This window comes from Microbacterium helvum (assembly GCF_014779795.1).
Classification (GTDB): Bacteria; Actinomycetota; Actinomycetes; order Actinomycetales; family Microbacteriaceae; genus Microbacterium; species Microbacterium helvum.
In genome coordinates this window covers 26,923-47,958 of record NZ_JACXZS010000013.1, presented here as the reverse complement: position 1 = coordinate 47,958, position 21,036 = coordinate 26,923, and the positions used below count along the sequence as shown (strand labels likewise).

Below are 21,036 nucleotides of genomic sequence, written 5' to 3'. Positions count from 1 at the left end.
GTTATCGATAGCATCGATGACCGGCCCGCGCCGCTGCGGGACCTGGCGAGGAGGACCCGGAATGGACCAGGACGTCGACACCCGACCCCGAGAGTATGAACGGTTCGAGAGGCCGGTGCCGGACTGGTTCCGCGACGCGAAGCTCGGCATCTTCGTGCACTGGGGGGCGTACTCGGTGCCGGCGTGGGCAGAGCCGATCGGCGCGCTCGGCACGATCGACGACACCCGGTGGTACCGCCATAACCCGTACGCCGAGTGGTACGCGAACACGATCCGCATCGCCGGGAGTCCCGCGGCCGAGCATCACCGCGAGACCTATCAGGGGCGGCCGTACGACGAGTTCCTCGACGACTGGACCGCCGACGCGTTCGATGCCGACGCGCTGGTGGCGATGTTCGCCGCAGCCGGCGCGCGCTATGTCGTGCCGACGACGAAGCATCACGACGGCATCGCGCTGTGGGATGCTCCGCACACGGGTGATCGCAACGCTGTCGGCCGCGGGCCTCGACGTGACCTGGTCGGCGAGTTCGCCGAGGCGGCGCGCGCAGCCGGCCTGCGCTTCGGCGCATACTACTCCGGCGGGCTGGACTGGCACGTGGGGGCGGCGGCGCCCATCGAGTCCGATGCGCAGCTGGTGCCGCCGGCGGGCGACGAGTACGCCCGCTACGCGCACGATCACCTCGTCGACCTCATCGAGCGGTACCGCCCCGACCTCTTGTGGGGCGACATCGGCTGGCCCGTCGCGGGCCACGCGCCCGGGCCGTTCAGCCTCGCCGACGTGTTCGACCGCTTCTACACCGCGACGCCAGACGGCGTCGTCAACGACCGCTGGAGCGGCGTGCACGCCGACTTCCTCACCAGCGAGTACGAGAGCGGCCGGTCGAACGAAGGGTCGGCGGCGTGGGAGAACTGCCGCGGCATCGGGTACTCCTTCGGCTACAACCGCCTGGAAGGTTCCGAGCACAACCTGGATGGACCGGCGGCGATCCGCCTGTTCATCGACGTCGTGTCGCGCGGCGGCAACCTGCTGCTGAACGTCGGCCCCACGGCATCCGGAACCCTCCCCGCCCCGCAGCAGGCGACGCTGCGCGCGCTCGGCGCGTGGAACGCGCGCCACGGCGATGCCGTGTTCGGATCGCGGCCCCTTCAGGGCGCGCCGTCCTCCGATGGGCCATGGGTGCGCTGGACGCGCACGGGCGACCGCGCCAACGCGATCGTCGACGCGGCCGGTCGGGTCGAGATCGCGAGCCCGTCGGGAGTGGATGCCGCCACCGCCGTGACGGTCGACGGAGCGCCGGTGGCGGCCGAGCGGCGAGGCGACGTGCTCGTCGTCGAGGTGCCGGTCGAGGCCGTCGGCCCGGCGGTCGTGAGATTCCTCACGTCATGAGATCTCCATTGTTGATAACCGATTATCGATTAGTGTATGTTCGACCCGTCCCGATGATGTGCCCACGAGAGGATCGACGATGATCAGCAGACGTACCCTCACAGCGATCGGCGCCGGAGCGGCCGCCGTGACGCTTCTTGCCGGCTGCTCCTCCAGCCCCCAGAGCGGGGGTGATAGCAGCAAGGACGACGAGAAGATCCAGCTTCGCGTTCTCGTCAACGTGACGCCGAACCTCACCGAGGACTGGTGGAACGAGCTCGTCGCGCCGTACGAGAAGGCCCACCCGAACGTCGATGTCGTGATCGACAACCCCGGCCAGGAGGGCGTGAGCGCTGCCGTGCCGCGACTTCTCGCCGCCGGCCAGGCGCCCGACATCGTGCAGTCGGTGGCGCCCTCGCCCGAGCTCGCCGAAGAGCTCGTCGATCTGTCGGACTACGACTGGGCCACGAGCGGTCCGCTCGCCGACCAGTACTCGATCGACGGCAAGTACTACATGGCCGGCGTCGGCGTGCAGCTGCAGAGCCTCTGGTTCTACAACAAGGACGCGTTCGCCGAGGCCGGCATCGACGAGGTGCCCACCACGGTCGACGAGCTGACCGATGACCTCGGCAAGCTCAAGGACGCCGGCTGGACGCCGATCCTCACCGGCGGCGACTGGATGTCGAGCTACGCGCTGCAGACGCTCGCGCTGCCGTCGGTCGTGGGCGACAACGCCGACTGGTACGCCGACATGAACGACGGCAAGACCACGTTCTCGAAGAGCTACGGCGACTACACCGAGCTCTACGCGGACTGGATCGCCGAGGGGTACACGAACGCCGACGCGCTGGGCGTGAAGTACGTCGACGCCGAGCAGACCTTCCTCAGCGGCGGTGCAGCCATCTACCCGATGGGCAGCTGGTTCGTCGGCAGCGAGGCGAAGGCCACCGACCCGGCCCCGATCGGCGTCTTCCGCGGCCCCGCGGTCGACGGCGTGAAGGATCCGGCCATGGGCGCCAACATCGCCAGCCCGTACGTGATCATGAAGGAGTCGAAGCACGCCGACGCGGCGGCCGACCTCGTGGAGTGGCTCGTCACCGACGAGGACGCCGTCATGAGCCAGCTCGAGGTCGACGGCAACTACCGAGACGGCTACGAGTACGACATGACCGACCTCGGCAAAGAGCTGCTGCAGATCGTGTCCGACACCCCGGCGTCGGCGTACACCCCGACCGGTGGCGGCTACGGCGAGAAGAAGCTCCCCGACGGCTACTCGGGCGAGATCAACACGCAGACGCAGGCGCTGCTCGGCGGCACCTCCGCCGCCGACGTGAACAGCTCGATGGACGCCTGGTTCACGGCCAACATCCAGTGATGACCTGCCGCCGCGCCGGTGACGCGATGAGCGCCGCCGATCCGGCGCGGCGGCAACCTCCCCGACCCCGACTCCCGCAAGACCCCGGGCACGCCGGCGGCCCCGAGGCCCGGCATCCCTCGTTTCGATGACGACACGAAAGCAGACTGATATGGCCGACACCGTGGCCCGGCTCGCGGGCACCACGAGTCCGAGGGCGAAGGCGACGCCTCGCCGACGCGGGCTCACCTCGTGGCAGGACCGCCTCGCCGGGGCGATCATGGCGGGGCCCGCGCTCATCGTGTTCATCGCGATGTTCCTGATCCCGATGCTGCTGGCCGTCGTGCTGAGCTTCACCGACTGGAACGGCTACAGCCTGCACTTCGACTTCATCGGGCTCGACAACTACGCCAAGGCGTTCAAGAACCCGCGCACGATCGACGCCGCGATCTTCACCGCCGTCATCGCGGTGGCCGGCACGATCCTGTGCAACGGCATCGGGCTGGGCGTCGCCGCCCTCATCGCCGGCAACACGCGCACCAACACGGTGATGCGCACGATCTTCTTCTACCCGTACATCATCAGCGCGCTTATCATCGGGTTCCTGTGGTCGGCGATCCTCTCGCCGCAGGGGGCGGTCAACTCCCTGCTGACGCAGTTCGGGGTGAGCCCTCTCCCCTTCCTGACGGATGTGACCTTCGCCAAGGTGAGTGTGATCGCCACCATCGTGTGGTCGCACTTCGGCTTCAACATGATCCTGTACCTGGCCGGCATCAAGTCCGTTCCCGCCGAGTACTACGAGGCCGCCACAGTCGACGGGGCATCCCGCTGGCAGCAGTTCAAGAGCATCACGGTGCCCCTCATCGCTCCGGTGGTCACCGTGAACCTCGTGCTCACCCTCGTCGGCCTGCTCAAGGCGTACGACATCATCCTGGCCCTGACCGACGGCGGCCCGGCCGCCTCGACGCAGACCATCGTCTACCAGATCCTCCGCGACTCGTTCGCGCACGCGAACCTCGGGTTCGGCGCGGCGCAGTCCATCGTGCTGCTGGTCGTGACCGCGGTCATCGGCCTGGCCGTGACCTTCGCCCGCCGCGGCGCCGACCAGAAGGCGAGCGAATCATGACCATCTCGACCGAGACCACCGGCCCCAGCATCGCGGGCGAGGTCTACCTCGCCGATGTGCGCCGCAAGCCGCGCCGCAGCGGTCGCCGTCGCGGCCCGGGCTCCGCCGCCGAGCGCACGCCGCTGGCCGTCACGATCGTCAAGTGGATCCTGCTCGGCGCCCTCGCGCTGATCATGCTCGTGCCGATGTACATCCTGCTGATCAGCGCCTTCAAGCCGCAGGCCGACATCGTGCTGCATCCGCTGCTGATCACGCCCGAGATGTTCACGTTCGACCACCTGTGGGCCGCGATCACGAGCGAGAAGTTCAACGTGGTCGGCGCCTACGGCATCACGCTGCTGTTCGTCGCGCTGGTCAACTTCTTCTGCATCGTGCTGTCGGCGCCGGTCGCCTATGTGATCGCCCGCGGTCGCACCCGCTGGCACGTGCTGCTGCTCGTAGTGTTCGTGTCTGGCCTGTTCATCCCCGGCCAGGTGACGCTCATCCCCGTCGTGTTCGTGCTGCGCGTGCTCGGCCTCATCAACACGATCCCCGGATTCATCCTGTTCGAGACCGCTGCGACCCTGCCGGTGACGATCTTCCTGTTCGCCGCCTACCTGCGCACGGTTCCTCGCGACATCGACGAGGCCGCCGCCCTCGACGGCGCGAGCCGGATGCGCGCCTTCTGGTCGTGCATCTTCCCGATCATGCGTCCCGTGGTCGCGACGATCATCGTGCTCAACTCGATCGGCGTGTGGAACGACTTCGTCAGCCCGCAGATCATCCTCGGCCCCGGCTCGGGCATCTACACCGTCACCACCGGCGTGTACGCGGCGGTGGGCGAGTACTCGACCGACTACACCGTGCTCTTCCCGACGCTCCTGCTGGCGATCGCGCCCGCGGTGATCTTCTTCATCATCATGCAGCGGCACATCATCGGCGGCCTGGCCGCCGGGGCGACGAAGGGCTGAACGGATGCCTGAGCCCCTTCCCGTCCGTCCGCTGACGGCGATCCCTGCCTGGGCAGTGCTGCAGCGCCGGCTGTTCGCCGAGATCGAAGACGCGTGGCGCGTGTTCTCGGAGACCTTCACGCGCCCCGACGGCGGTGTGAAGTTCGACGCGGTGTTCGAGGACCGCGACGGAGTCGACGACCTGTACGAGCCCTACTTCAACTGGCCGGCGTTCTACCTGCTGGGCGGGAGCGACGAGGTGCTCGCCGCGGCCAAGCGCCACTGGGAGGGCGTGACCGCGCAGCTCGCCGAGGCCGGCATGGTCACCGGCGAGTACGAGAACGGGTACGACTGGTTCCACCAGGGCGAGTCGCTCATCTTCTTCTACGCGCTGTGCGCCGCCGACCCTGCCGACCCGGTGTTCGCCGAGCGCGCCCGACGGTTCGCGCAGCTGTATGTGGATGCCGCGAACGGCAACTATGACGGCATCCACAACATCATCACCGCGCCCCACAACGGCGCCCTCGGTCCGCGCCCCGGTCTCAGCGACGAACCCGAGCCGTACTCGGCCGACCGCCGTGAGATGCGCGCGTATGGCTTGCCGCTGGAGTACGTGCCCGGCGTCGCCGAGTGGGACGACCTGGCCGACCCGGCGCTCGCGACCGCGATGGGCGAGGCAATGCACCGGGCCGCTGCGGGCGATGTCGCGGTGAACCTCGCCGCGACGAGCCTCGTCGCGAACCGCTGGCTGTACGACGGCGACGAGGCCTCGGCCGCGTGGCTGCGCACCTACGTCGACGGCTGGCGCGCCCGTGCCGCCGAGAACGCCGGGCTGATCCCCGACAACGTCTCGCCCGACGGAGTCGTCGGCGGTCTGCACGAGGGTCGCTGGCACGGCGGGCACTACGGCTGGACGTGGCCGCACGGCCTCCCCTCGGTGGGCATGGCCACGGTCATCGCCGGCATCAACGAGGCGTTCGTCACGGGCGACGACTCCGCGCTCGACATGGCGCGCACCGTACTCGACACGGTGCTCGACCACGCGATCGTCGCCCCCATCGCCGAGACCCCGTTCAGTCTGCGGGGCGGCTGGCTCGCGCGCTGGGGAGAGGATGCCGCCACCCCGTCGCTCCTGGTGCCGCACCGGTTCGGGCGCCACGGCTGGTTCGACTACGGCCCCATGCCGCTCGAGCTGCCGCTGTGGGTGTGGTGGTGGTCGCGCCGCGACGACGACCTGGCGCGCCTGCGCCGCGCCGTCGAGGGCCTGCCGCCCATGGCCGATCCGGTGAAGCCGTTCCGCGACAAGGCCGAGGCGGGGCATGAGGCGCCGTGGCTGGCATTCCTCGACGGCGAGCTGCCCGACTACCCGGAGCGCGCGCTCGAGATGGCGCTCGGCCAGGTCGCACGTCGCGTCGCGCTGATGCAGGGCGCCCCGACGGATCCGGATGCCGCACACCTGCACTTCTGGCAGCGCGTGAACCCGGTGGTCACCGAGGTGCTGAGCCAGCTGATCTCAGGCACCCCGCAGGTGCTCTACAACGGCGGGCTGCCGTTCGCGGCCGTGGTCTACGAGGATGTCGCGGCCGGCCGCCCGGGACTGCCGCCCGATGTCGCTGCGCTCGTGTCGCGCCTGGACGGCGATGACATCGACGTGTCGCTCGTGAACACGTCGACCACCCGCGCTCGCCGCGTGGTGGTGCGGGCCTCGCGCTTCGGCGAGCGGCGCATCGCATCGGTCACCGCCCACACCGAGGCCGACGGCGTGTATCCCGGTCGCAGCACCGCGTACGCGGCGACCCCCGGGCACCAGGTCTCGGTGACGCGCGAGCTCGACCCGGGCGACGATGCGGTCGTGATCGACCTGCCGCCCGCGCACCGCGCCGACCTGACTCTGCACACGGTGAACTCCGGCGTCATGCCGCGGCACCGGGGTGCGGCATCCACTCTTCCCCTGTCTGTACCTCTCGAAGGAGTGACCCATGTCTGACACCGCCGCCCCGTTCCCGCGCCCGGACTTCGAGCTGCCGGTGCGCGGCGACGCGTACCGCCGCGCCGATCCGCAGACGCTGCGCGACCTCGAGCGGGTGTCGTCGGCGACCGCATGCGCCAAACTGCATGGCATGGGGATCACCCGCTCCTTCGTTGAGGGTCCGCGGCCACTGGCAGAGGGGCAGCGCGTCGTCGGCTCGGCGATCACGCTCCAGTTCATGCCGCAGCGCGAGGACCTCGCCTCGGGCCACGGCCAGGAATACGTCGAACGGCATACGGCCCTGTGGCACGTGCTCGAAGAGGTCAAGCCCGGCGATGTGCTGGTGATCCAGGCGTTCGGCAGCAAGTACTCGGGCTGCATCGGCGACATCCTGGCGCGCTACTTCGTCAAGAAGGGCGGCGTGGGCATCGTGGTCGACGGGCGCATCCGCGATTCCGACCGCATCAAAGACCTCGGCCTTCCGGTCTGGTCGACCGGAACCACGCCGCACTACGCGTCGCAGACCGAGCTGTTCCCGTGGGCGTACGATGTGCCGGTGGCAGTCGGCGGAGCGTTGTGCATGCCCGGCGACGTCGTGATCGCCGACGGCGACGGACCCGTGATCGTGCCCCAGGCTATGGCCGGCGCCGTGCTCGAGTCCGCGCAGGACCACGAGGACTGGGAGGCCTTCAGCCGCCGCCGCCTCGACGAGGGCGCGCGCCTGAGCGACTACTACCCGCTGACGCCCGACTCGCGTGAGGAGTACGAGCTGTGGCGTTCCGCGCAGGCCTTCGCCCGCTGACGCCGACCCCGGGCGCGTCCGACACCTTCGGGCTGGGGTGTGCGCCGATCGGCAACCTGTTCACGGCCGTCGCCGACGCCGACGCGGACGCGACCGTCGGGGCGGCCTTGGACGCCGGCATTCGCTTCTTCGACACCGCCCCGCACTACGGTGCCGGGGCGAGCGAGGCGCGGTTGGGGCGGGCGCTCGCGGGCGTGCCGCGTGACTCCGTGGTGCTCGCGACCAAGGTGGGTCGGAAGATCGTGGATGCCGGCGGCGCTGAGGTGGCGTCCGGCGCTGTCGGAGCCGACACGGTCGCGGACCTGTCTCGTGACGGGGTTCTGCGCAGCCTCGAGGGGAGCCTCTCGCGACTGGGGACCGACCGCGTCGATCTGCTGTACCTGCACGACCCGATGGACGTCGACGAGGCGCTGCGCTCGGCGATGCCCGAGCTGCTCTCGCTGCGTTCACAGGGCGTCGTGCGGGCGATCGGGGTCGGCATGGTGTGGCCCGATCCGCTGACACGCTTCGTGCGCGAGGCCGACATCGACGTCGTGATGATCGCGGGGCGCACGACCCTGCTCGACCAGCGCGGCGAGGCAGAGCTGCTGCCCGTTGCCGAATCGCGCGGTGTGGGTGTGGTGGCCGCCGGCGTGTTCAACTCGGGCATCCTCGCCGACCCCGAGAACACCCCGTACTTCGACTACCGCGAGGCATCGCCCGAGCAGCGCACGCGCGCATTCGCCCTGGCCGCGCTTGCCGAGTCGCACGGTCTGCCGCTGCGCCACGTGGCGTCGCGGTACCCGCTGCGTCTTCGAGCCGTCGAAGCGGTGGTGGTGGGCGCGCGCACCGCTGCCGAAGTCGCCGACTTCGCGCTGGCAGAGCACGCCGAGATCCCCGACGAGCTCTGGACCGAGATCGAGCACCTGTGACGATCGTCGATGCCCACGTCCATCTGTGGGACCTGTCGCGCTTCTCGCTGTCGTGGTTCCGGGATGACATGGGGTTGCCGCGGGACGCGTCGCCCGCAGACCTCCGGACGGCAACGCTCCAGCTCGTCGAGCGAGCGCAGCGAGACGAAACGTCGCAACCCGACCTCTCGACCGGCCCCGTCATCACCGCCATCGCCGTGCAAGCCGGCGACACGCTGCCAGAGATGCGGTGGCTGCTGGAGGTGGCCGCGACCGACCCCGTGGTGCGTTCGGTGGTGCTTCAATACGTCCCCGGCACCGAAGGCTGGGCCGGCCTCGCCACGACCGTGCTGAACGACCGCGTGCGCGGCATCCGCGTCGCGACGCCCGGTGGCGCCGCCGGCCTGTCGGACGTTCCCGGGCTCGACGCGCTGTGCGAGGGTGCGGCCGCGTCGGGTCGCGTGATCGAGTGGCTCGTCCGGCCCGCGCAGCTCGATGCCGTCGCACGAGTCGCGGTGCGGCATCCACGCACCACGTTCATCCTCTGCCACCTGGGGCTCGGGGCTGCCGACTCCACCCCCGAGTGGGTGGACTCGTTGGGCCGCGTCGCTGCCGCCCCGAACAGCGCCGCGAAGCTCTCGGGTCTTGTGACCGGTGCCGACGATGTCGACCGCCTGGACGCGCTCGTCGCAACGGCGTTCGACGCCTTCGGCGGGGATCGGCTGATGTTCGGCAGCGACTGGCCGATGTCGACCCGCGTCGAGTCCTATCCGCGGCTGGTCGATCGCGTCGAGCGCGCGTGGGGCACCCGACCCGAGGCGTTGTGGAGTGCCGTCGCAGCCCGGGTCTACGGAATGTAGAGACCCGGTTGTCCGCGCAACCCTCTGGGCGACGCCGGGTAGGGTGGCCAGGTGACAGCGCCTGCCCCGTCGACCCCTGCGCCCGCCCCACGGCCGGGTGCCATCTACTTCGTCGGGCGGGTGGTCCTGCGACCGTTGTTCTGGCTGATGTACCGGCCGCGCATCGTCGGTCGGGGCAACGTGCCCGAGCGCGGTCCGGTGCTGTTGGCGAGCAACCACCTGGCTTCGCTCGACACCGTGATCATCCCGACCTCTGCGGCCCGCCCGGTGCAGTTCCTCATCAAGTCGTCGTACTTCACCGGCTCGGGAGTGATCGGCCGTTTCACGCGCTGGTTCTTCACGTCGATCGGCGGCGTTCCGGTGTATCGGGCGACGGGTCGTGATGCGCGCGCCGCACTAGACGCGGGTGCCGGCATCCTCCGAGCCGGCAGCGTGTTCGCGGTGTTCCCCGAGGGGACCCGCTCCCGCGACGGCAAGCTGCACGAGGGCCACGGCGGAGCGGCGTGGATGGCGCGCGATACCGGCGCCGCGGTCGTTCCCGTCGGCCTGATCGGCACCGGGAGCATCAAGCCGCTGAGTCATCTGCTGCCGGGCAGGCCGCGCGTCGAGGTGCGCTTCGGCGAGCCGCTCGATCTGTCGGATCTCGAGGGCGTGCCCGACGGCAAGGCCCGTCGCGAGATCACCGAGCGGATGATGACCGCCATCGCCCGCCTGAGCGGGCAGGAGCGCTCCGGCAGCGTGAACGCGACGTCGCGCGACTGAGCGCCGACGGTTCACAGCCAGCGGCGGCGTTTTAAGAGCCCGTGGATGATGAGATCGATGACGACGATGCTGAGCCCGACCACGGTCCACCCGTCTTGCCATTGCACCAGCGGGATGTTCTTGAAGTTCATCCCGTAGAGCCCCGCGATGAGCGTGGGCACGGCGAGCAGCGCGGCGAACGCCGAGATGGTGCGCATGTCCTGGTTCTGCCGAGCGGCGACGTTGTTCTCGTGACTGGAGAGGATCGCATCGAGGCCCTGGCTCTGGTTGTTGATCAGCGCAGCGGTTCCCGGGAGCCTGACCTGCTCGTGGCGTGAGGCTCACCCCCCTTGACTTTCTGCGGACCGGATGCGGGTGCGCGCCGCCGTGGACCGACGGGGCGCGCAGAATGGTGAGCATGGTCGAGATCTCGGACGCGGATTTCGAGGCGATGGTCGCGGAGGAGTACGAGGCCCTGCCCGATGGCATGGTGCGGGGTCTCGAGAACGTCGCGATCCTCATTGCGAATCAGCCCGTGGGCGAGCGGCCGCGGCTGTTCGGTCTCTACAGTGGGCGCCCGCTGAAGACGCGTGGCGTGTACGGCTACGGGGAACTGCCGGACCGGATCACCCTGTTCAAGAACAACATGCAGGCGCACAGCGCAGATCTCGATGCCTTGCGGCTGCGCGTGCGGATCACCCTCGTACACGAGATCGGCCACTACTTCGGGCTGGATGACACCCGCCTGCGCGAACTCGGTTGGGCTTAGGCGCGGACGCACTCGCGAGCGATGCTGACTCGGGACATCCCTCGGCTTGCATGCGAGCGCCGGCCGGATCACGTCGCTAGGAGGCTGGGCACCCGGTGCGGCTCGTTGCGGTGATGGGATCGCACGAGCTCTGCGTCCATTCCGGATCGCCGCCGTATGAATCGAACGCGTTCGTCGTGTAGACGGTGACCTCGGCGCCACCCGCTGCGAACGCGAAAGAGACGATCGGGTCGCCCTCCGTGGTGGGGAAGCTCCAGGCGAGCGCCGCATCCTCACCCGAGGAAACGGCCGCCGACAGACAATCCACCGCATCGGTCGGAACGGCTTCATCCTGACCGAGCACGAACGCTCCGCAACTCTCCTCGGCGGAACTCGAGTGGACGAGGTCTGGAGCGTCTGACAGCGCCTTCGCCGCCTCGATCGGGTCGCCATCAGGCGCACGGGGGATCGGATAGGACTGCGCGCACGCGGCCAGGAGCGCGACGATGCCGAGAAGGGTGAGCGTGCCGCCGAGCATCGATGCGCGGCGTGCGCTACGGACATGACCCATGGGCATCACCGTAGTAGGTGCGCCGCCGTCCGCTACTCGACGAGCGTCTGCGTACCCAGCACGATCGCCGGCCCCGTCGCCGTGTTCCAGAGCTTCTCGAGATCAGGACTCGCGCTGCGAAGGTCGCCGACCAGGCGACGCGGGCGCGGGTCGTGCGGGTAGCGCGCCACCGTCGCGCGCAGATCGACGAGACTCGTGGACAAGCCCGAACGCAAAGGACCCCCGATGATCACCGTCCACCTTCGCTACGAGATCGACCCCGACAAGCTCGACGAGTTCACCGAGTACGGCCGCACCTGGATCCGTCTCGTCAACAGGCTCGGCGGCACCCACCACGGCTACTTCATGCCCAGCGAAGGTGACAGTGACGAGGCGTTCGCCCTGTTCACGTTCCCCTCGCTGGCCGAGTACGAGGTCTACCGCACCGCTTCGAAGACCGACCCTGAATGCCAGGAGGCCTTCGAGTTCGCCCGCACGACCGGGTGCATCCGCCGCTACGAGCGCCGCTTCCTGGACCCGGTGTTCTCGTAATCGGCGCCGAGTCGCGGAAGATCGGAGCCGGCACGCGGGGCACCTCTTCAGTCCGCGCGTACGGTGGCCCTATGACCAGCGGCACGGAGCAGGGATGGAAGACGATCGGCCGCGCGGAGGCCTACGCGGGCCGCGTCCGGCTGGTCGATCACACGGTCCTCCTCACCGACGGGACTGTCTCGATCTACGAGGTGGACGAGAGCATTCCCTTTGCCGTCGCCACTCTTGTCGTCGATGGCGAGCACGTCGTGCTCACTCGGCAGTACCGGTACCCGCTCGACCGGTGGATCTACGATCTTCCCGGCGGTGCAGGTGACCAGGGCGAGACCCCCGAAGCGGCCGCGCGCCGCGAGCTGGAGGAAGAGCTCGGACTCATCCCCCACGAGCTGGTCCCCTTGCACACGTTCTTCGTGAACCCTGGGCGCGCAGCGTGGCCGGTCCACCTCTTCCTCTGCGAAGCCGGAACCGTTGCCGGATCGATGGACACCTCTGATCCTGCGGAGCAGGTCCACCGCGCTCGCATGACGACCAGTGAGCTCGACGCCGCGATCGCGAGCGGGCAGATCGTCGACCCATCGCTGATCGTTGCACGCGCCTGCGCTGCGGCTAGAGGCCTTCTGGCGCCGCTGGCGACCGCGGACAGGACCTAGCCCACGAGGTGCGCGTTGCGCCGCGCGATCAACCGGCGAAGGTAGGGGACGAGGATCAGCCGCTCCACCAACGCGCCGAAGACGGGCGAAGCGAGCGTGATCGTGTCGGTCATCCTCGAACCCGTCGCGAGCTGCTCGAAACGGTGCTCATGCACGAAGGTCTTGAACGGACCGCGGACCTGGCGGTCCGTGAAATGACTCGGTCGATCCAACGCGGTGATCTGTGACGTCATCGTCCACCAGATACCGAAGTGCCGGGCCCGCCACGTGACTGTGTCGCCGAGCCCGATAACCCCGGTCGTGACGCCCGATATCGCGCGCTCACCGGTCTGAGACATCGAGTCGACGTGCGCATCGATGTCGAGCGAGAGGTCGAAGAGCGCCTCCGCGGAGATGGATGCCTCGGTGACGAGCGTGAACGACGAAGGCACGTGTTCATCCTGCCCTGAAGGCTGGGCGCACGACCACGCGACCTGCGGGTGAGCTGCCTAGGCCGTCTGCTCGTAGAGGAGTGCGTCCGTGACTTGCGGCAGCTGGAGCACGTGACGGCCGCGTGTGTCCGGGTGGTCGTCGAGCACGCCTTCCACTCTTCTGACCAGCTCGCTGCGTTCCCGTTCGTCGGCCGCGAGGAACGTGCTTACCGTCATCCAACGGCTGAGATAGTCCGAGCGCGTGATCTGTTCGGACCAGGGGAACCGGATGCTGTCGACCTGAGTGAACCCCGGCACGTCCCATCGCGGCAGAACGGTGGCGGGCTCGGCCGACGCCGACTCCGACTCTGGCCGGGGGTGGGCGATCCGGTAGGCATCCGAATCCCACGCGCAGCGAGGATCCGGGGCGTTCCAGATCAAGGCGAGCCTGCCCGTCGGAGTCAGCACACGGCGGATCTCACGCGACGCGGGCTCAGGGTCGAACCAGTGGTACGCCTGGGCGACGGTGACGAGTTCGAAGCCGGCGTCCGGGAGCGGAATCGCCTCGGCGGTGCCTATGAGCGCAGAGACCTCAGGCAGCTTTCGCCGCAGTTCAGCGAGCATCGGCTCGGACGGATCGACGGCGACGACCCGGTCTGCGCGGGAGACGAGTCGCTCCGTGAACTTGCCCGTGCCCGCAGCGAGGTCGAGGATGTGACGCATCCGTTCCGGTGCCACGGCCGCGGCGATCTCGTCAGGAAACCCTGGTCGGTACCGTTCGTACTCCTCACCGATCGTCAGAAAGGTCTTCGCGAGCTCGGCGTCGGTCACGATCCCGATGCTAGGCCGAAGAGCGACGCCGAACGCCCACCCCGGCGAGTTAGCATGTGCCTCGCCCCGGCATCAAGGAGGACACCATCGACAGCGACTACTTCGCCGGCGACGACCGCACCAACTACGAGCGGATGCTCGCGGGCGACTTCTACATCGCCGATGATCCCGACATCGGCACCGCCGTGCTCCGGGCCGTCCGCCTCGTACGCGAGTACGAGCGGGCCGTGGTCGCCGACGACGGCTCGGCAGCCGGCATCCTCTCCGACCTCGTCGGGACCCTCGGCGAAGACGTCTGGCTCAAGCCGCCGCTGTTCGTCGATCTCGGCCGCAACCTCCACATCGGTGCGCGCACGGCCATCAACTCGAACCTGACGGCGCTCGATGTCGCTGCGATCACCATCGGTGAGGACTGCCAGATCGGTCCGAACGTGCAGCTGCTCACCCCGACCCACCCCCTCGACGCGCAACGTCGCCGCGACAAGCTCGAAGCCGCGGAGCCGATCACGATCGGTGACAACGTGTGGCTGGGCGGCGGTGTCATCGTGTGTCCTGGCGTGACGATCGGCGACAACACCGTCGTCGGCACAGGAGCCGTCGTGACGAAAGATCTTCCCGCGAACGTGCTCGCCGTCGGCAACCCCGCGAGGGTGATTCGCGAGCTCGACTGAGTCGGTCGCCGAGCTCTGAGCGCGCCCCTGTGGTGGGTTCGAGGCGGCGCGTGGGAGCGTCCTTCCGCCGCGGTTCGTCGCGTCGGCGCTCTTGTCAGCGGAGAAGCTTGACGGCGCTCCGCACGGCGGACACGCTGGCGATGGCAGCCGCCACGCTCATGACGATCGGCGTCACCGCGATCACAAGGGCGATCGAGTTCGGTTTGAAGACGGTCCCGCTCGGGCCCGGGACGTAGGCGCCGATAGGCAGCGCGATGCCGCCGCCGCCTCCGCCCGATCCTTCGCCTTTGCCCTGGGGCAGCTTCTCAGTGGGAGGCGTCTCACCCGACCCCTCCCCGGCGCCGAATCCGAAGACGACGATCGCGACGGGCACGATGTCCTGCCCGCCGACCGTCGACTTCTCTCCGTACGCGATGCGGGCGCCCCACGAGGGGACCGCCCCGGCGAGCTTCTCGACCAGTCTCTCCGCCATGCAGCGACCATATCCCTCAGCTCACCGCAGGACCAGAGCCTGCGTGGGGTCATTGTGAGCGACGACCGCGGCTCACGCGAACCCGTGGTCTCCGGCATCCGGACTCACCAGACGGTGCCGCCGCCGATCGAGATGCCGCCCCACGTGAGCGCGATGAAGATCGCGGCGAAGACGACCGGAGCGATCCCCTTGCCGCTGCGCGCGAGTCCCTTGAGAAGTGCGATGACGGCGAGGACCGCGGCGATCACCGAGAGAGCGCCGCCCAGGATCAGGCCGATGAACAGCGGGATGGGCATGAGCACAAGGCCGGCGAGGGCAAGCCAGAATGCGGCCCACGCCGTCGGGTTCGATTGACGTTCGTTGGAGGAGGACATGCTTCCATCCTCTCCTGCTCGCGCCGGCCGGCGGGCCCGGCCGCCGGCATCCCGGATCAATCGATCCAGAGCACGACGCCGGTCATGCCGGTCAGCACGGCCGCCGACCCCGCGCGGATCGCCGCATCGGCACGTGCCGGCGTGAACGAATCCTCGTCGAAGTGCGTCGCCGAGCCGAGGCCCTCGCCGCGGAAGCCGGCGCCGGTCCAGTCGACGGAGGTGACGTTGTACGTGGGCTCGGCGAGCTCGGCGCCCAGGACGAGGAACGACACGTCGAGATGGTTGGGGCTGACCAGGGCGAGAGCGTCGACCAGAGCCTCGCCGGTGCTCACGATGAGGTCGGGATTCATGTCCATCGCGTCGACGATCGCGGGGATCGGGTCCGACTCCTCGGCGGCGACGGTCCGAAGCGACGCACCTTCATCCGAGGCCCACTCCGCGACCGCGGTGTTGAGCACGCCGGTCGTCGCATCCGAACCGCTCGTGAGCAGCACGACGCGGTAGCCGGCCGACGGCGAGACGCCGTTCCACGAGCCGTCCTCAGGGGTCACCGTCGCCTCGGGCGAGGGCGCGGTGGCCGGCAGGAACCCCGCGGCCGGCGTACCGACGATCGTCGGCTGCGCGCGCGGGGTCGACCAGTCGTCGGTGGCGCAGCCGGTCAGCGAGAGCACAAGCGCAGCGACGGCAGCCGTCGCTGAAAGGGCGCGGAGAAGCACGGTCGTCCTAGCGGATGGAGAGCGGGATGCTTCCAGCATGCGCGACGCCGGCCCCCGGCATGTCCCGCAGGTGTCCGCGTTCGCCGACTGTTCGCTTTGCCGGCAGTATCCGTTCACGGAGCCGGATGTCGAGCGTCACGTGCCGCCGCGAGGCTCGCCTGTTGGAGCCGGGGCGACACCCGACGCCATTCCCCCACCCGCTTCCAGACAGAACGGAAGACACATGCTTTCGGAAGCAACATCGCGGCCCTCGGGCCGTGCGGCCCTGTGGCTCTCGGCCGCAGCGGTCAGCGCCGCGCTGGCGTTCGGCGGTGCGTTCGCCGCGCCCGCCGGTGCGCAGGCGGCCACCACGGCGAACTACACCGGCATCGTGCTGGGCGTCGGTGCGGACGAGACCCAGCGCACGGTCACCTGGTACTCCTCGGCCGACAGCGCGCAGGTCGTGCAGATCGCCCCCACCTCGGCGCTCGTGGGCGGCCAGTTCGTCGCCTCGGTGACGAGCTTCGCCGCGACCGGGTCCGCCAACATCGCGTCCAGCGGAGGCTTCAACCGGCACGCCACGCTGTCGGACCTGCAGGCGAACACGCAGTACTCGTACCGCGTCGGCTCGGACGGCAACTGGTCGCCCACCTACTCGTTCAAGACGCAGTCGTTCGAGGGTGACTTCGACTTCCTGTTCTTCGGCGACCCGCAGATCGGCGCCTCGGGCAACGTGGCGAACGACCAGGCCGGCTGGGTCGACACGATGAATGTCGCGCTGAACGCCAACCCCGACACCGAGCTGCTCGTCTCGGGCGGCGACCAGGTCGAGACGGCGAACACCGAGGCCCAGTGGGACGCGTTCCTCGCGCCCGAGCAGCTGCGCTCGTACCCGTGGGCCGCCACCATCGGAAACCACGACGTGGGCGGAAAGGCGTACGAGCAGCACTTCTACACGCCGAACACCGACTACTCGGCCGACTACTACCGCGCGGGCAACACCGCGACGGAGTCCGGCGGCGACTACTGGTACATCTACAAGGACGTGCTGTTCATCGACCTGAACAGCAACAGCTACAACAACGCCACGGGCGGCGGCGACGAGGCTCACGTGCAGTACGTGACCGACGTCGTGAAGGCCCACGGCGCTGACGCCAAGTACACCGTCCTCGTGTACCACCACTCGATCTACTCGGCCGCTTCGCACGCGAAGGACGGCGACAACAAGGTGCGTCGCGTCGACTTCCCGACCACGTTCTCGCAGCTCGGGGTGGACCTCGTGCTGCAGGGCCACGACCACGTGTACACCCGCAGCTACGAGATCAAGGACGGCGAGAAGGCCAACCCCGACGAGCAGCCGGGCGCCAACGACGTGTTCGTCGGCGAGGGCGGCGTCATCTACATGACGGCCAACTCCGCCTCGGGCTCGAAGTACTACGACATCACCGCGCCAGACAACAGCGGCACGAGCGGTGCCGGGAACGGCGCCGACCCGCTGAACCCGTCGAGCTACTGGTACAACTCGGTGCAGAGCCAGGAGAAGACCCGCAGCTACGTCAAGGTGCAGGTCAAGGCCGACGAGCTCGTCGTCGAGGGCATCCGCTCGCAGGCGTCCGCCAATGGCGGCGTCGAGTCGAAGATCGACTCGGTCACGATCCACCCGCACCACGCTGACGGCGGCGAAGAGCTGCAGGTCGTCGTGCCCACGGCCGCCCCGGGCGAGTTCGGGTGGACGATCGAAGGTCACAACGGCCTCGTCGACCTCGGCACGGCTGAAGAGAAGGACGGCTACTTCGAGGCGAAGGGCGCGATCAACCCGATCGCGGTGTCCGACACCCGCTCGTCGCTCGCGCCGTGGTCGATCACGTCGGTGCTCGGCGAATTCGCCGACGGCAAGAAGACGTTCTCGGGCAGCTACCTCGGCTGGTCGCCGAAGGTCGTCACGCCGGGCGCCGGTGCGGTCGCGGGTGCGTCCGTCACGTCGGGCTTCGACGGCGGCGCCGGCCTGTCGGTCGACCGTGTGCTCGGCGCAGCCGTGCAGGGCCACGACAAGGGCGAGGCGCTGCTCGGCGCCGACCTCGACCTGAAGCTGCCGACCGAGACCCAGACGGGCAGCTACCGCGCGACCCTGACGATCACGGCGCTCGCCGGCTGATCGCCCCCGTCGCCACACCGACGTCCGTGGGAGAGAGGGCCTTCCTCTCTCCCACGGACAGTCCCGTTTCCGCTCCACCCCGAAAGCCCACCGTGAACGCACGCCCCGCCTCCCCCCGACCGCGTCTCCGCGTCCGCGCCCTGTTCGCGGCCGTCGCCGTCGCGCTCGTCATCGCCCTCCCTGCTGCCCCGGCCATGGCCGCCGCGCCTGTCTCGGCTGCCGCGGCGCCCGACGCGTCCGACGTCAACTGGACCGTCCGCACCGAGTCCAACAACTTCGGCGCCGACCGCACGAACTACGGCTACACGATCGACCCCGGCGGCTCGCTCACCGACGGCATCGTGGTCGCCAACCACGGCGATCAGCCGGTCGACCTCAAGGTGTACGCGGCGGACGGCTTCACCTCCGACGACGGCGCCCTCTCGCTCGTCGTCGCCGGCGAGGAGTCGAAGGCCGTCGGCGCGTGGATCACCCCGGGCCAGGACACCGTGACCCTCGCGGCGGGTGCGACCGCCAGCATCCCGTTCACCGTGTCCATCCCCGACGACGCAACGCCCGGCGACTACGCCGGCGGCATCGTGACGTCGCTCACCGTGCCCGACGCCGACAGCGGCGTGAACGTCGACCGCCGTCTCGGCATCCGCGTCACCCTCCGGGTCGGCGGCGAGCTGGCCCCCGCGCTCGCCGTCGAGGACCTGTCGGTCTCGTGGAACGGCGGTCTCAATCCGTTCGCGGGCGGCGACGCCACCCTGACCTACACGCTGCACAACACCGGCAACGCGGCGATCTCGGCCGACCCGTCCTCGACCGTGGGCGGCGTGTTCGGGCTGCTCGCGACCGAGGCGCCTGCGGCGGACGCGATCCCCGAGCTGCTGCCCGGCGAGAGCCTGACGCAGACGGTGGTCGTCCCCAACGTCCCGCCGCTGTTCGCGCTGCTCGCGTCGACGGCGGTCACGCCCGTGGTGACGGATGCCGCAGGCTCGCGTTCCCCGATCGCCGAGGTGTCGGCGGCGGGTGTCGGTGCCGCCGTGCCGTGGATGCTGCTGATCGTCGTGGCACTCGTGGCCGCGACAGTCGTTCTGGTGCTGCGCCGTCGCGGCCGTCGCCGGGCCGTCGCGCAGGAGCGTGAGGACGCCCGCGTGAGCGAGGCCGTCGAGAAGGCACTCGAGGCGGAACGCGCGAAGGCTCCCGCCGCCGTCGCCGACTGACCCGTAACGCCCGGGCCCCGGCGCCCCAGGTTCCGGGTGCGACGCCGGGTTGTGACGCCGGTGGGGGCGGGATGCCGGGCGCCCGGCATCCGGTCTCTCCTGCTTCGTCGAGAGCGGGGGTCTACGCGTCGAGGCAGGGGATTCGGCGCGAGCCCGGGGGTGTCGTCCCCGGTTTCGGCGGAAATCCCATGGCTCGGCGAGACCGGGGATGTGTGCGGCGAGACCGGGGGCCTGCCTCACCCGGAGCAGGACCCGCTTCCGGGCGTCACACGCGGGTGTGCTCCGCGGCCGCCTCGGCGGCGCCGGCCGGGTTCGTCGGCTCCGCACCGCCGTCGACACCGCTCTTCCGCTGCGTGTCACGCGTGAAGTGCCACAGCGTCGCCACGACCGCGACGAGCACCAGGTACCCGACCAGCGGGTATCGGGCGATGCCGTCGAAGACGGGTTGCAGCACAGTCGTGCCGTCGATGCTGATGGCGATGATCCAGGCCGAGGCGGCCACGATCGCAAGGCCCGCGATCACGGTGCGGAAGGCGGGGTAGGCGCGGGCGTGCGACAGCCAGATCAGCAGCGGCAGCACGAGCACGGCGGCGATCAGCTGCGCGAGTTCGACGCCGATGTTGAAACCCAGGATGGCGACGAGCTTCTCGCCGAAGCCGAGGTTCAGGTCGAGGATCGTCGTGGCGAACGCGGTGCCGTGGACGAGCCCGAACACCCCGGCGATGAGCAGCTCGCCGCGGGGCATGAGCGGTTTGATCGCATGCACGGCCGCGACCACGATCGACACCGCCACGAGGATCTCGACCGGCTTGGTCGGGAACGAGATCACCCCGAGCGACACCAGGGCCAGCGTGATCAGATGGCCGACCGTGAACGAGGTGATGATGAGCGCCGCCCGCAGCACCGCGCGCTTGGTCGGGATGGGCTGCGTCCAGCGGAACCCTCGTCGCGATCGCACCGCCAGCGACGGCGCGACGATCAGCAGCGTCGTGAGGAACAGCAGGTGGTCGGTGCCCTCCGCGATGTGCAGCATCCCGAGCCACACGACCGAGAAGAAGCCGTGCAGCGGCGTCTGCTGCGCGCGGTCGAGGGTGATCTCGGTCACCCCGCCCCCGAGCACTCCGACGACCTCGGGGTCGCCCTCCGCGACCTGGCCGTTGTTCCAGTCGCTGACGAGCGCCACGTACACCTGGTGCGACGGCACGACGTCGAGGATGAAGTCATAGTCGAGCGTGACGGCGCCCTCGATCGGCCGGCCGTCGTCCGCGAACCGGATCGCCGTCTCGATCGAGTCCTCGTCGTTGACCGTGACGAACCGGGGCCGCTCGATCACCGACGCGGTCAGTGTCGACGAATCGTCAGCGACCGTCACCCGGTTGAGGATGAATGTCATCAGGTTGTCGGCTACAGCGTCGAGCTCGGCCTGGTCGGTGGCGATGTCATAGCCGGTGGCGGCGACGAAACCGGCCTTCTGGATCTGCATCTTCACGTCGACGGCGTCGGACTGCACCGTGATGAAGACACCGGTGCTCCCCGCCGGGTGCGCCGAGGCGCCGGATGCCGGCAGCAGCACGAGCAGCGCGGCGATCACGGCCGCGATGCCGATGAGAAGAGGACGCGTGAGGCGGGGGACGGCAGAGAGCACTCGGCGACGCTAGTGAGTCCCGGCGAACGGCAGGCGAA

Annotated in this window: 24 protein-coding genes; 15 read left to right on the top strand and 9 right to left on the bottom strand. The window is 69.4% G+C overall.

Going from position 1 to position 21,036, the window contains the following annotated elements; all coding sequences use genetic code 11:
* Positions 1–61 precede the first annotated feature (61 nt).
* From IF188_RS17335 to IF188_RS17295, 9 genes are all read left to right on the top strand, one after another.
* Entirely contained in the window at positions 62–1,387 is a 1,326-nt protein-coding gene (locus tag IF188_RS17335; protein ID WP_191173056.1) for an alpha-L-fucosidase, read from the top strand.
* Between the two features lie 79 nt (positions 1,388–1,466).
* Positions 1,467–2,741: an ABC transporter substrate-binding protein gene (locus IF188_RS17330; RefSeq protein WP_191173055.1), complete on the top strand. Its 1,275-nt coding sequence runs from the start codon at positions 1,467–1,469 to the stop codon at positions 2,739–2,741.
* Between the two features lie 151 nt (positions 2,742–2,892).
* Positions 2,893–3,846: a carbohydrate ABC transporter permease gene (locus IF188_RS17325; protein WP_191173054.1), complete on the top strand. Its 954-nt coding sequence runs from the start codon at positions 2,893–2,895 to the stop codon at positions 3,844–3,846.
* Positions 3,843–4,796, top strand: coding sequence for a carbohydrate ABC transporter permease (locus tag IF188_RS17320; protein WP_191173053.1), 954 nt, complete (start codon positions 3,843–3,845; stop codon positions 4,794–4,796). The genes IF188_RS17325 and IF188_RS17320 overlap by 4 nt, the downstream gene beginning before the upstream one ends.
* A 4-nt stretch (positions 4,797–4,800) precedes the next feature.
* Positions 4,801–6,762: a hypothetical protein gene (locus IF188_RS17315; RefSeq protein WP_191173052.1), complete on the top strand. Its 1,962-nt coding sequence runs from the start codon at positions 4,801–4,803 to the stop codon at positions 6,760–6,762.
* On the top strand, positions 6,755–7,546 hold the full coding sequence (locus IF188_RS17310) for an RraA family protein (RefSeq protein ID WP_191173051.1): 792 nt from the start codon (positions 6,755–6,757) through the stop codon (positions 7,544–7,546). The genes IF188_RS17315 and IF188_RS17310 overlap by 8 nt, the downstream gene beginning before the upstream one ends.
* Positions 7,516–8,457 (top strand): aldo/keto reductase, encoded by a 942-nt coding sequence (locus IF188_RS17305; protein ID WP_191173050.1) that lies wholly within the window; start codon positions 7,516–7,518, stop codon positions 8,455–8,457. The genes IF188_RS17310 and IF188_RS17305 overlap by 31 nt, the downstream gene beginning before the upstream one ends.
* The gene (locus tag IF188_RS17300; RefSeq protein ID WP_191173049.1) at positions 8,454–9,296 is read left to right on the top strand and encodes an amidohydrolase family protein; all 843 of its coding nucleotides are present in this window, start codon (positions 8,454–8,456) and stop codon (positions 9,294–9,296) included. Before IF188_RS17305 ends, IF188_RS17300 begins: the two co-directional genes overlap by 4 nt.
* A 51-nt stretch (positions 9,297–9,347) precedes the next feature.
* Positions 9,348–10,058 carry a lysophospholipid acyltransferase family protein gene (locus tag IF188_RS17295; RefSeq protein WP_318152923.1) on the top strand — a complete coding sequence of 237 codons (711 nt, stop codon included), beginning with the start codon at positions 9,348–9,350 and terminating at the stop codon, positions 10,056–10,058.
* A gap of 11 nt (positions 10,059–10,069) precedes the next feature.
* Here the strand turns inward: IF188_RS17295 and IF188_RS17290 are convergent, their stop codons facing one another.
* Positions 10,070–10,333, bottom strand: a complete 264-nt coding sequence (locus tag IF188_RS17290; protein ID WP_318152929.1) for a CorA family divalent cation transporter — start codon at positions 10,331–10,333, stop codon at positions 10,070–10,072.
* 122 nt (positions 10,334–10,455) lie between these two features.
* Between IF188_RS17290 and IF188_RS17285 the strand changes: the two genes are divergently transcribed.
* A complete protein-coding gene (locus IF188_RS17285; protein WP_191173048.1) occupies positions 10,456–10,806 on the top strand; it encodes a metallopeptidase family protein in 351 nt (116 codons plus the stop codon).
* A gap of 76 nt (positions 10,807–10,882) precedes the next feature.
* Here IF188_RS17285 and IF188_RS17280 read toward each other — a convergent pair whose 3' ends face one another.
* Complete coding sequence (locus IF188_RS17280; RefSeq protein WP_191173047.1) at positions 10,883–11,356, bottom strand: hypothetical protein; 474 nt, start codon at positions 11,354–11,356, stop codon at positions 10,883–10,885.
* A gap of 32 nt (positions 11,357–11,388) precedes the next feature.
* The gene (locus IF188_RS17275; protein WP_224752072.1) at positions 11,389–11,559 is read right to left on the bottom strand and encodes an MmyB family transcriptional regulator; all 171 of its coding nucleotides are present in this window, start codon (positions 11,557–11,559) and stop codon (positions 11,389–11,391) included.
* A 22-nt stretch (positions 11,560–11,581) separates the two neighbouring features.
* On the opposite strand from IF188_RS17275, the gene IF188_RS17270 reads away from it, so the two are divergent.
* Both IF188_RS17270 and IF188_RS17265 read left to right on the top strand, forming a co-directional pair.
* On the top strand, positions 11,582–11,887 hold the full coding sequence (locus IF188_RS17270; protein ID WP_191173045.1) for an NIPSNAP family protein: 306 nt from the start codon (positions 11,582–11,584) through the stop codon (positions 11,885–11,887).
* 71 nt (positions 11,888–11,958) lie between these two features.
* Positions 11,959–12,537 carry an NUDIX hydrolase gene (locus IF188_RS17265; RefSeq protein ID WP_191173044.1) on the top strand — a complete coding sequence of 193 codons (579 nt, stop codon included), beginning with the start codon at positions 11,959–11,961 and terminating at the stop codon, positions 12,535–12,537.
* On the opposite strand, the gene IF188_RS17260 is transcribed toward IF188_RS17265, so the two are convergent.
* The gene (locus IF188_RS17260; protein ID WP_191173043.1) at positions 12,534–12,968 is read right to left on the bottom strand and encodes an SRPBCC family protein; all 435 of its coding nucleotides are present in this window, start codon (positions 12,966–12,968) and stop codon (positions 12,534–12,536) included. The genes IF188_RS17265 and IF188_RS17260 overlap by 4 nt on opposite strands.
* 57 nt (positions 12,969–13,025) lie before the next feature.
* Positions 13,026–13,778, bottom strand: a complete 753-nt coding sequence (locus IF188_RS17255; RefSeq protein ID WP_191173042.1) for a class I SAM-dependent methyltransferase — start codon at positions 13,776–13,778, stop codon at positions 13,026–13,028.
* A gap of 86 nt (positions 13,779–13,864) precedes the next feature.
* Here IF188_RS17255 and IF188_RS17250 point away from each other — a divergent pair, with 86 nt between their 5' ends.
* Positions 13,865–14,449 (top strand): sugar O-acetyltransferase, encoded by a 585-nt coding sequence (locus IF188_RS17250; RefSeq protein WP_191173124.1) that lies wholly within the window; start codon positions 13,865–13,867, stop codon positions 14,447–14,449.
* A 94-nt stretch (positions 14,450–14,543) separates the two neighbouring features.
* On the opposite strand, the gene IF188_RS17245 is transcribed toward IF188_RS17250, so the two are convergent.
* The 3 genes from IF188_RS17245 to IF188_RS17235 all read right to left on the bottom strand — a co-directional run bounded on the left by IF188_RS17245 (position 14,544) and on the right by IF188_RS17235 (position 16,011).
* Positions 14,544–14,921 carry a hypothetical protein gene (locus IF188_RS17245; protein ID WP_191173041.1) on the bottom strand — a complete coding sequence of 126 codons (378 nt, stop codon included), beginning with the start codon at positions 14,919–14,921 and terminating at the stop codon, positions 14,544–14,546.
* A 104-nt stretch (positions 14,922–15,025) separates the two neighbouring features.
* Positions 15,026–15,295, bottom strand: a complete 270-nt coding sequence (locus IF188_RS17240; RefSeq protein ID WP_191173040.1) for a hypothetical protein — start codon at positions 15,293–15,295, stop codon at positions 15,026–15,028.
* Positions 15,296–15,351: 56 nt separating this feature from the next.
* On the bottom strand, positions 15,352–16,011 hold the full coding sequence (locus IF188_RS17235; protein ID WP_191173039.1) for a type 1 periplasmic-binding domain-containing protein: 660 nt from the start codon (positions 16,009–16,011) through the stop codon (positions 15,352–15,354).
* Positions 16,012–16,234: 223 nt separating this feature from the next.
* On the opposite strand from IF188_RS17235, the gene IF188_RS17230 reads away from it, so the two are divergent.
* Both IF188_RS17230 and IF188_RS17225 read left to right on the top strand, forming a co-directional pair.
* Entirely contained in the window at positions 16,235–18,145 is a 1,911-nt protein-coding gene (locus IF188_RS17230; protein ID WP_191173038.1) for a purple acid phosphatase family protein, read from the top strand.
* 92 nt (positions 18,146–18,237) lie between these two features.
* A complete protein-coding gene (locus IF188_RS17225) occupies positions 18,238–19,353 on the top strand; it encodes a WxL protein peptidoglycan domain-containing protein (protein WP_191173037.1) in 1,116 nt (371 codons plus the stop codon).
* 265 nt (positions 19,354–19,618) lie between these two features.
* Here the strand turns inward: IF188_RS17225 and IF188_RS20625 are convergent, their stop codons facing one another.
* The gene (locus tag IF188_RS20625) at positions 19,619–20,998 is read right to left on the bottom strand and encodes a HupE/UreJ family protein (RefSeq protein WP_191173036.1); all 1,380 of its coding nucleotides are present in this window, start codon (positions 20,996–20,998) and stop codon (positions 19,619–19,621) included.
* Between the last annotated feature and the right edge of the window lie 38 nt (positions 20,999–21,036).

What these genes read in the sequence shown, in the direction of transcription:
- IF188_RS17265 (WP_191173044.1), top strand. Translation starts at nt 11,959, where the DNA reads ATGACCAGCGGCACGGAGCAGGGATGGAAGACGATCGGCCGCGCGGAG.
- IF188_RS17335 (WP_191173056.1), top strand. Translation starts at nt 62, where the DNA reads ATGGACCAGGACGTCGACACCCGACCCCGAGAGTATGAACGGTTCGAG.
- IF188_RS17330 (WP_191173055.1), top strand. Translation starts at nt 1,467, where the DNA reads ATGATCAGCAGACGTACCCTCACAGCGATCGGCGCCGGAGCGGCCGCC.
- IF188_RS17310 (WP_191173051.1), top strand. Translation starts at nt 6,755, where the DNA reads ATGTCTGACACCGCCGCCCCGTTCCCGCGCCCGGACTTCGAGCTGCCG.
- IF188_RS17240 (WP_191173040.1), bottom strand. Translation starts at nt 15,295, where the DNA reads ATGTCCTCCTCCAACGAACGTCAATCGAACCCGACGGCGTGGGCCGCA.
- IF188_RS17280 (WP_191173047.1), bottom strand. Translation starts at nt 11,356, where the DNA reads ATGGGTCATGTCCGTAGCGCACGCCGCGCATCGATGCTCGGCGGCACG.
- IF188_RS17315 (WP_191173052.1), top strand. Translation starts at nt 4,801, where the DNA reads ATGCCTGAGCCCCTTCCCGTCCGTCCGCTGACGGCGATCCCTGCCTGG.
- IF188_RS17245 (WP_191173041.1), bottom strand. Translation starts at nt 14,921, where the DNA reads ATGGCGGAGAGACTGGTCGAGAAGCTCGCCGGGGCGGTCCCCTCGTGG.
- IF188_RS17230 (WP_191173038.1), top strand. Translation starts at nt 16,235, where the DNA reads ATGCTTTCGGAAGCAACATCGCGGCCCTCGGGCCGTGCGGCCCTGTGG.
- IF188_RS17270 (WP_191173045.1), top strand. Translation starts at nt 11,582, where the DNA reads ATGATCACCGTCCACCTTCGCTACGAGATCGACCCCGACAAGCTCGAC.
- IF188_RS17325 (WP_191173054.1), top strand. Translation starts at nt 2,893, where the DNA reads ATGGCCGACACCGTGGCCCGGCTCGCGGGCACCACGAGTCCGAGGGCG.
- IF188_RS17320 (WP_191173053.1), top strand. Translation starts at nt 3,843, where the DNA reads ATGACCATCTCGACCGAGACCACCGGCCCCAGCATCGCGGGCGAGGTC.
- IF188_RS17285 (WP_191173048.1), top strand. Translation starts at nt 10,456, where the DNA reads ATGGTCGAGATCTCGGACGCGGATTTCGAGGCGATGGTCGCGGAGGAG.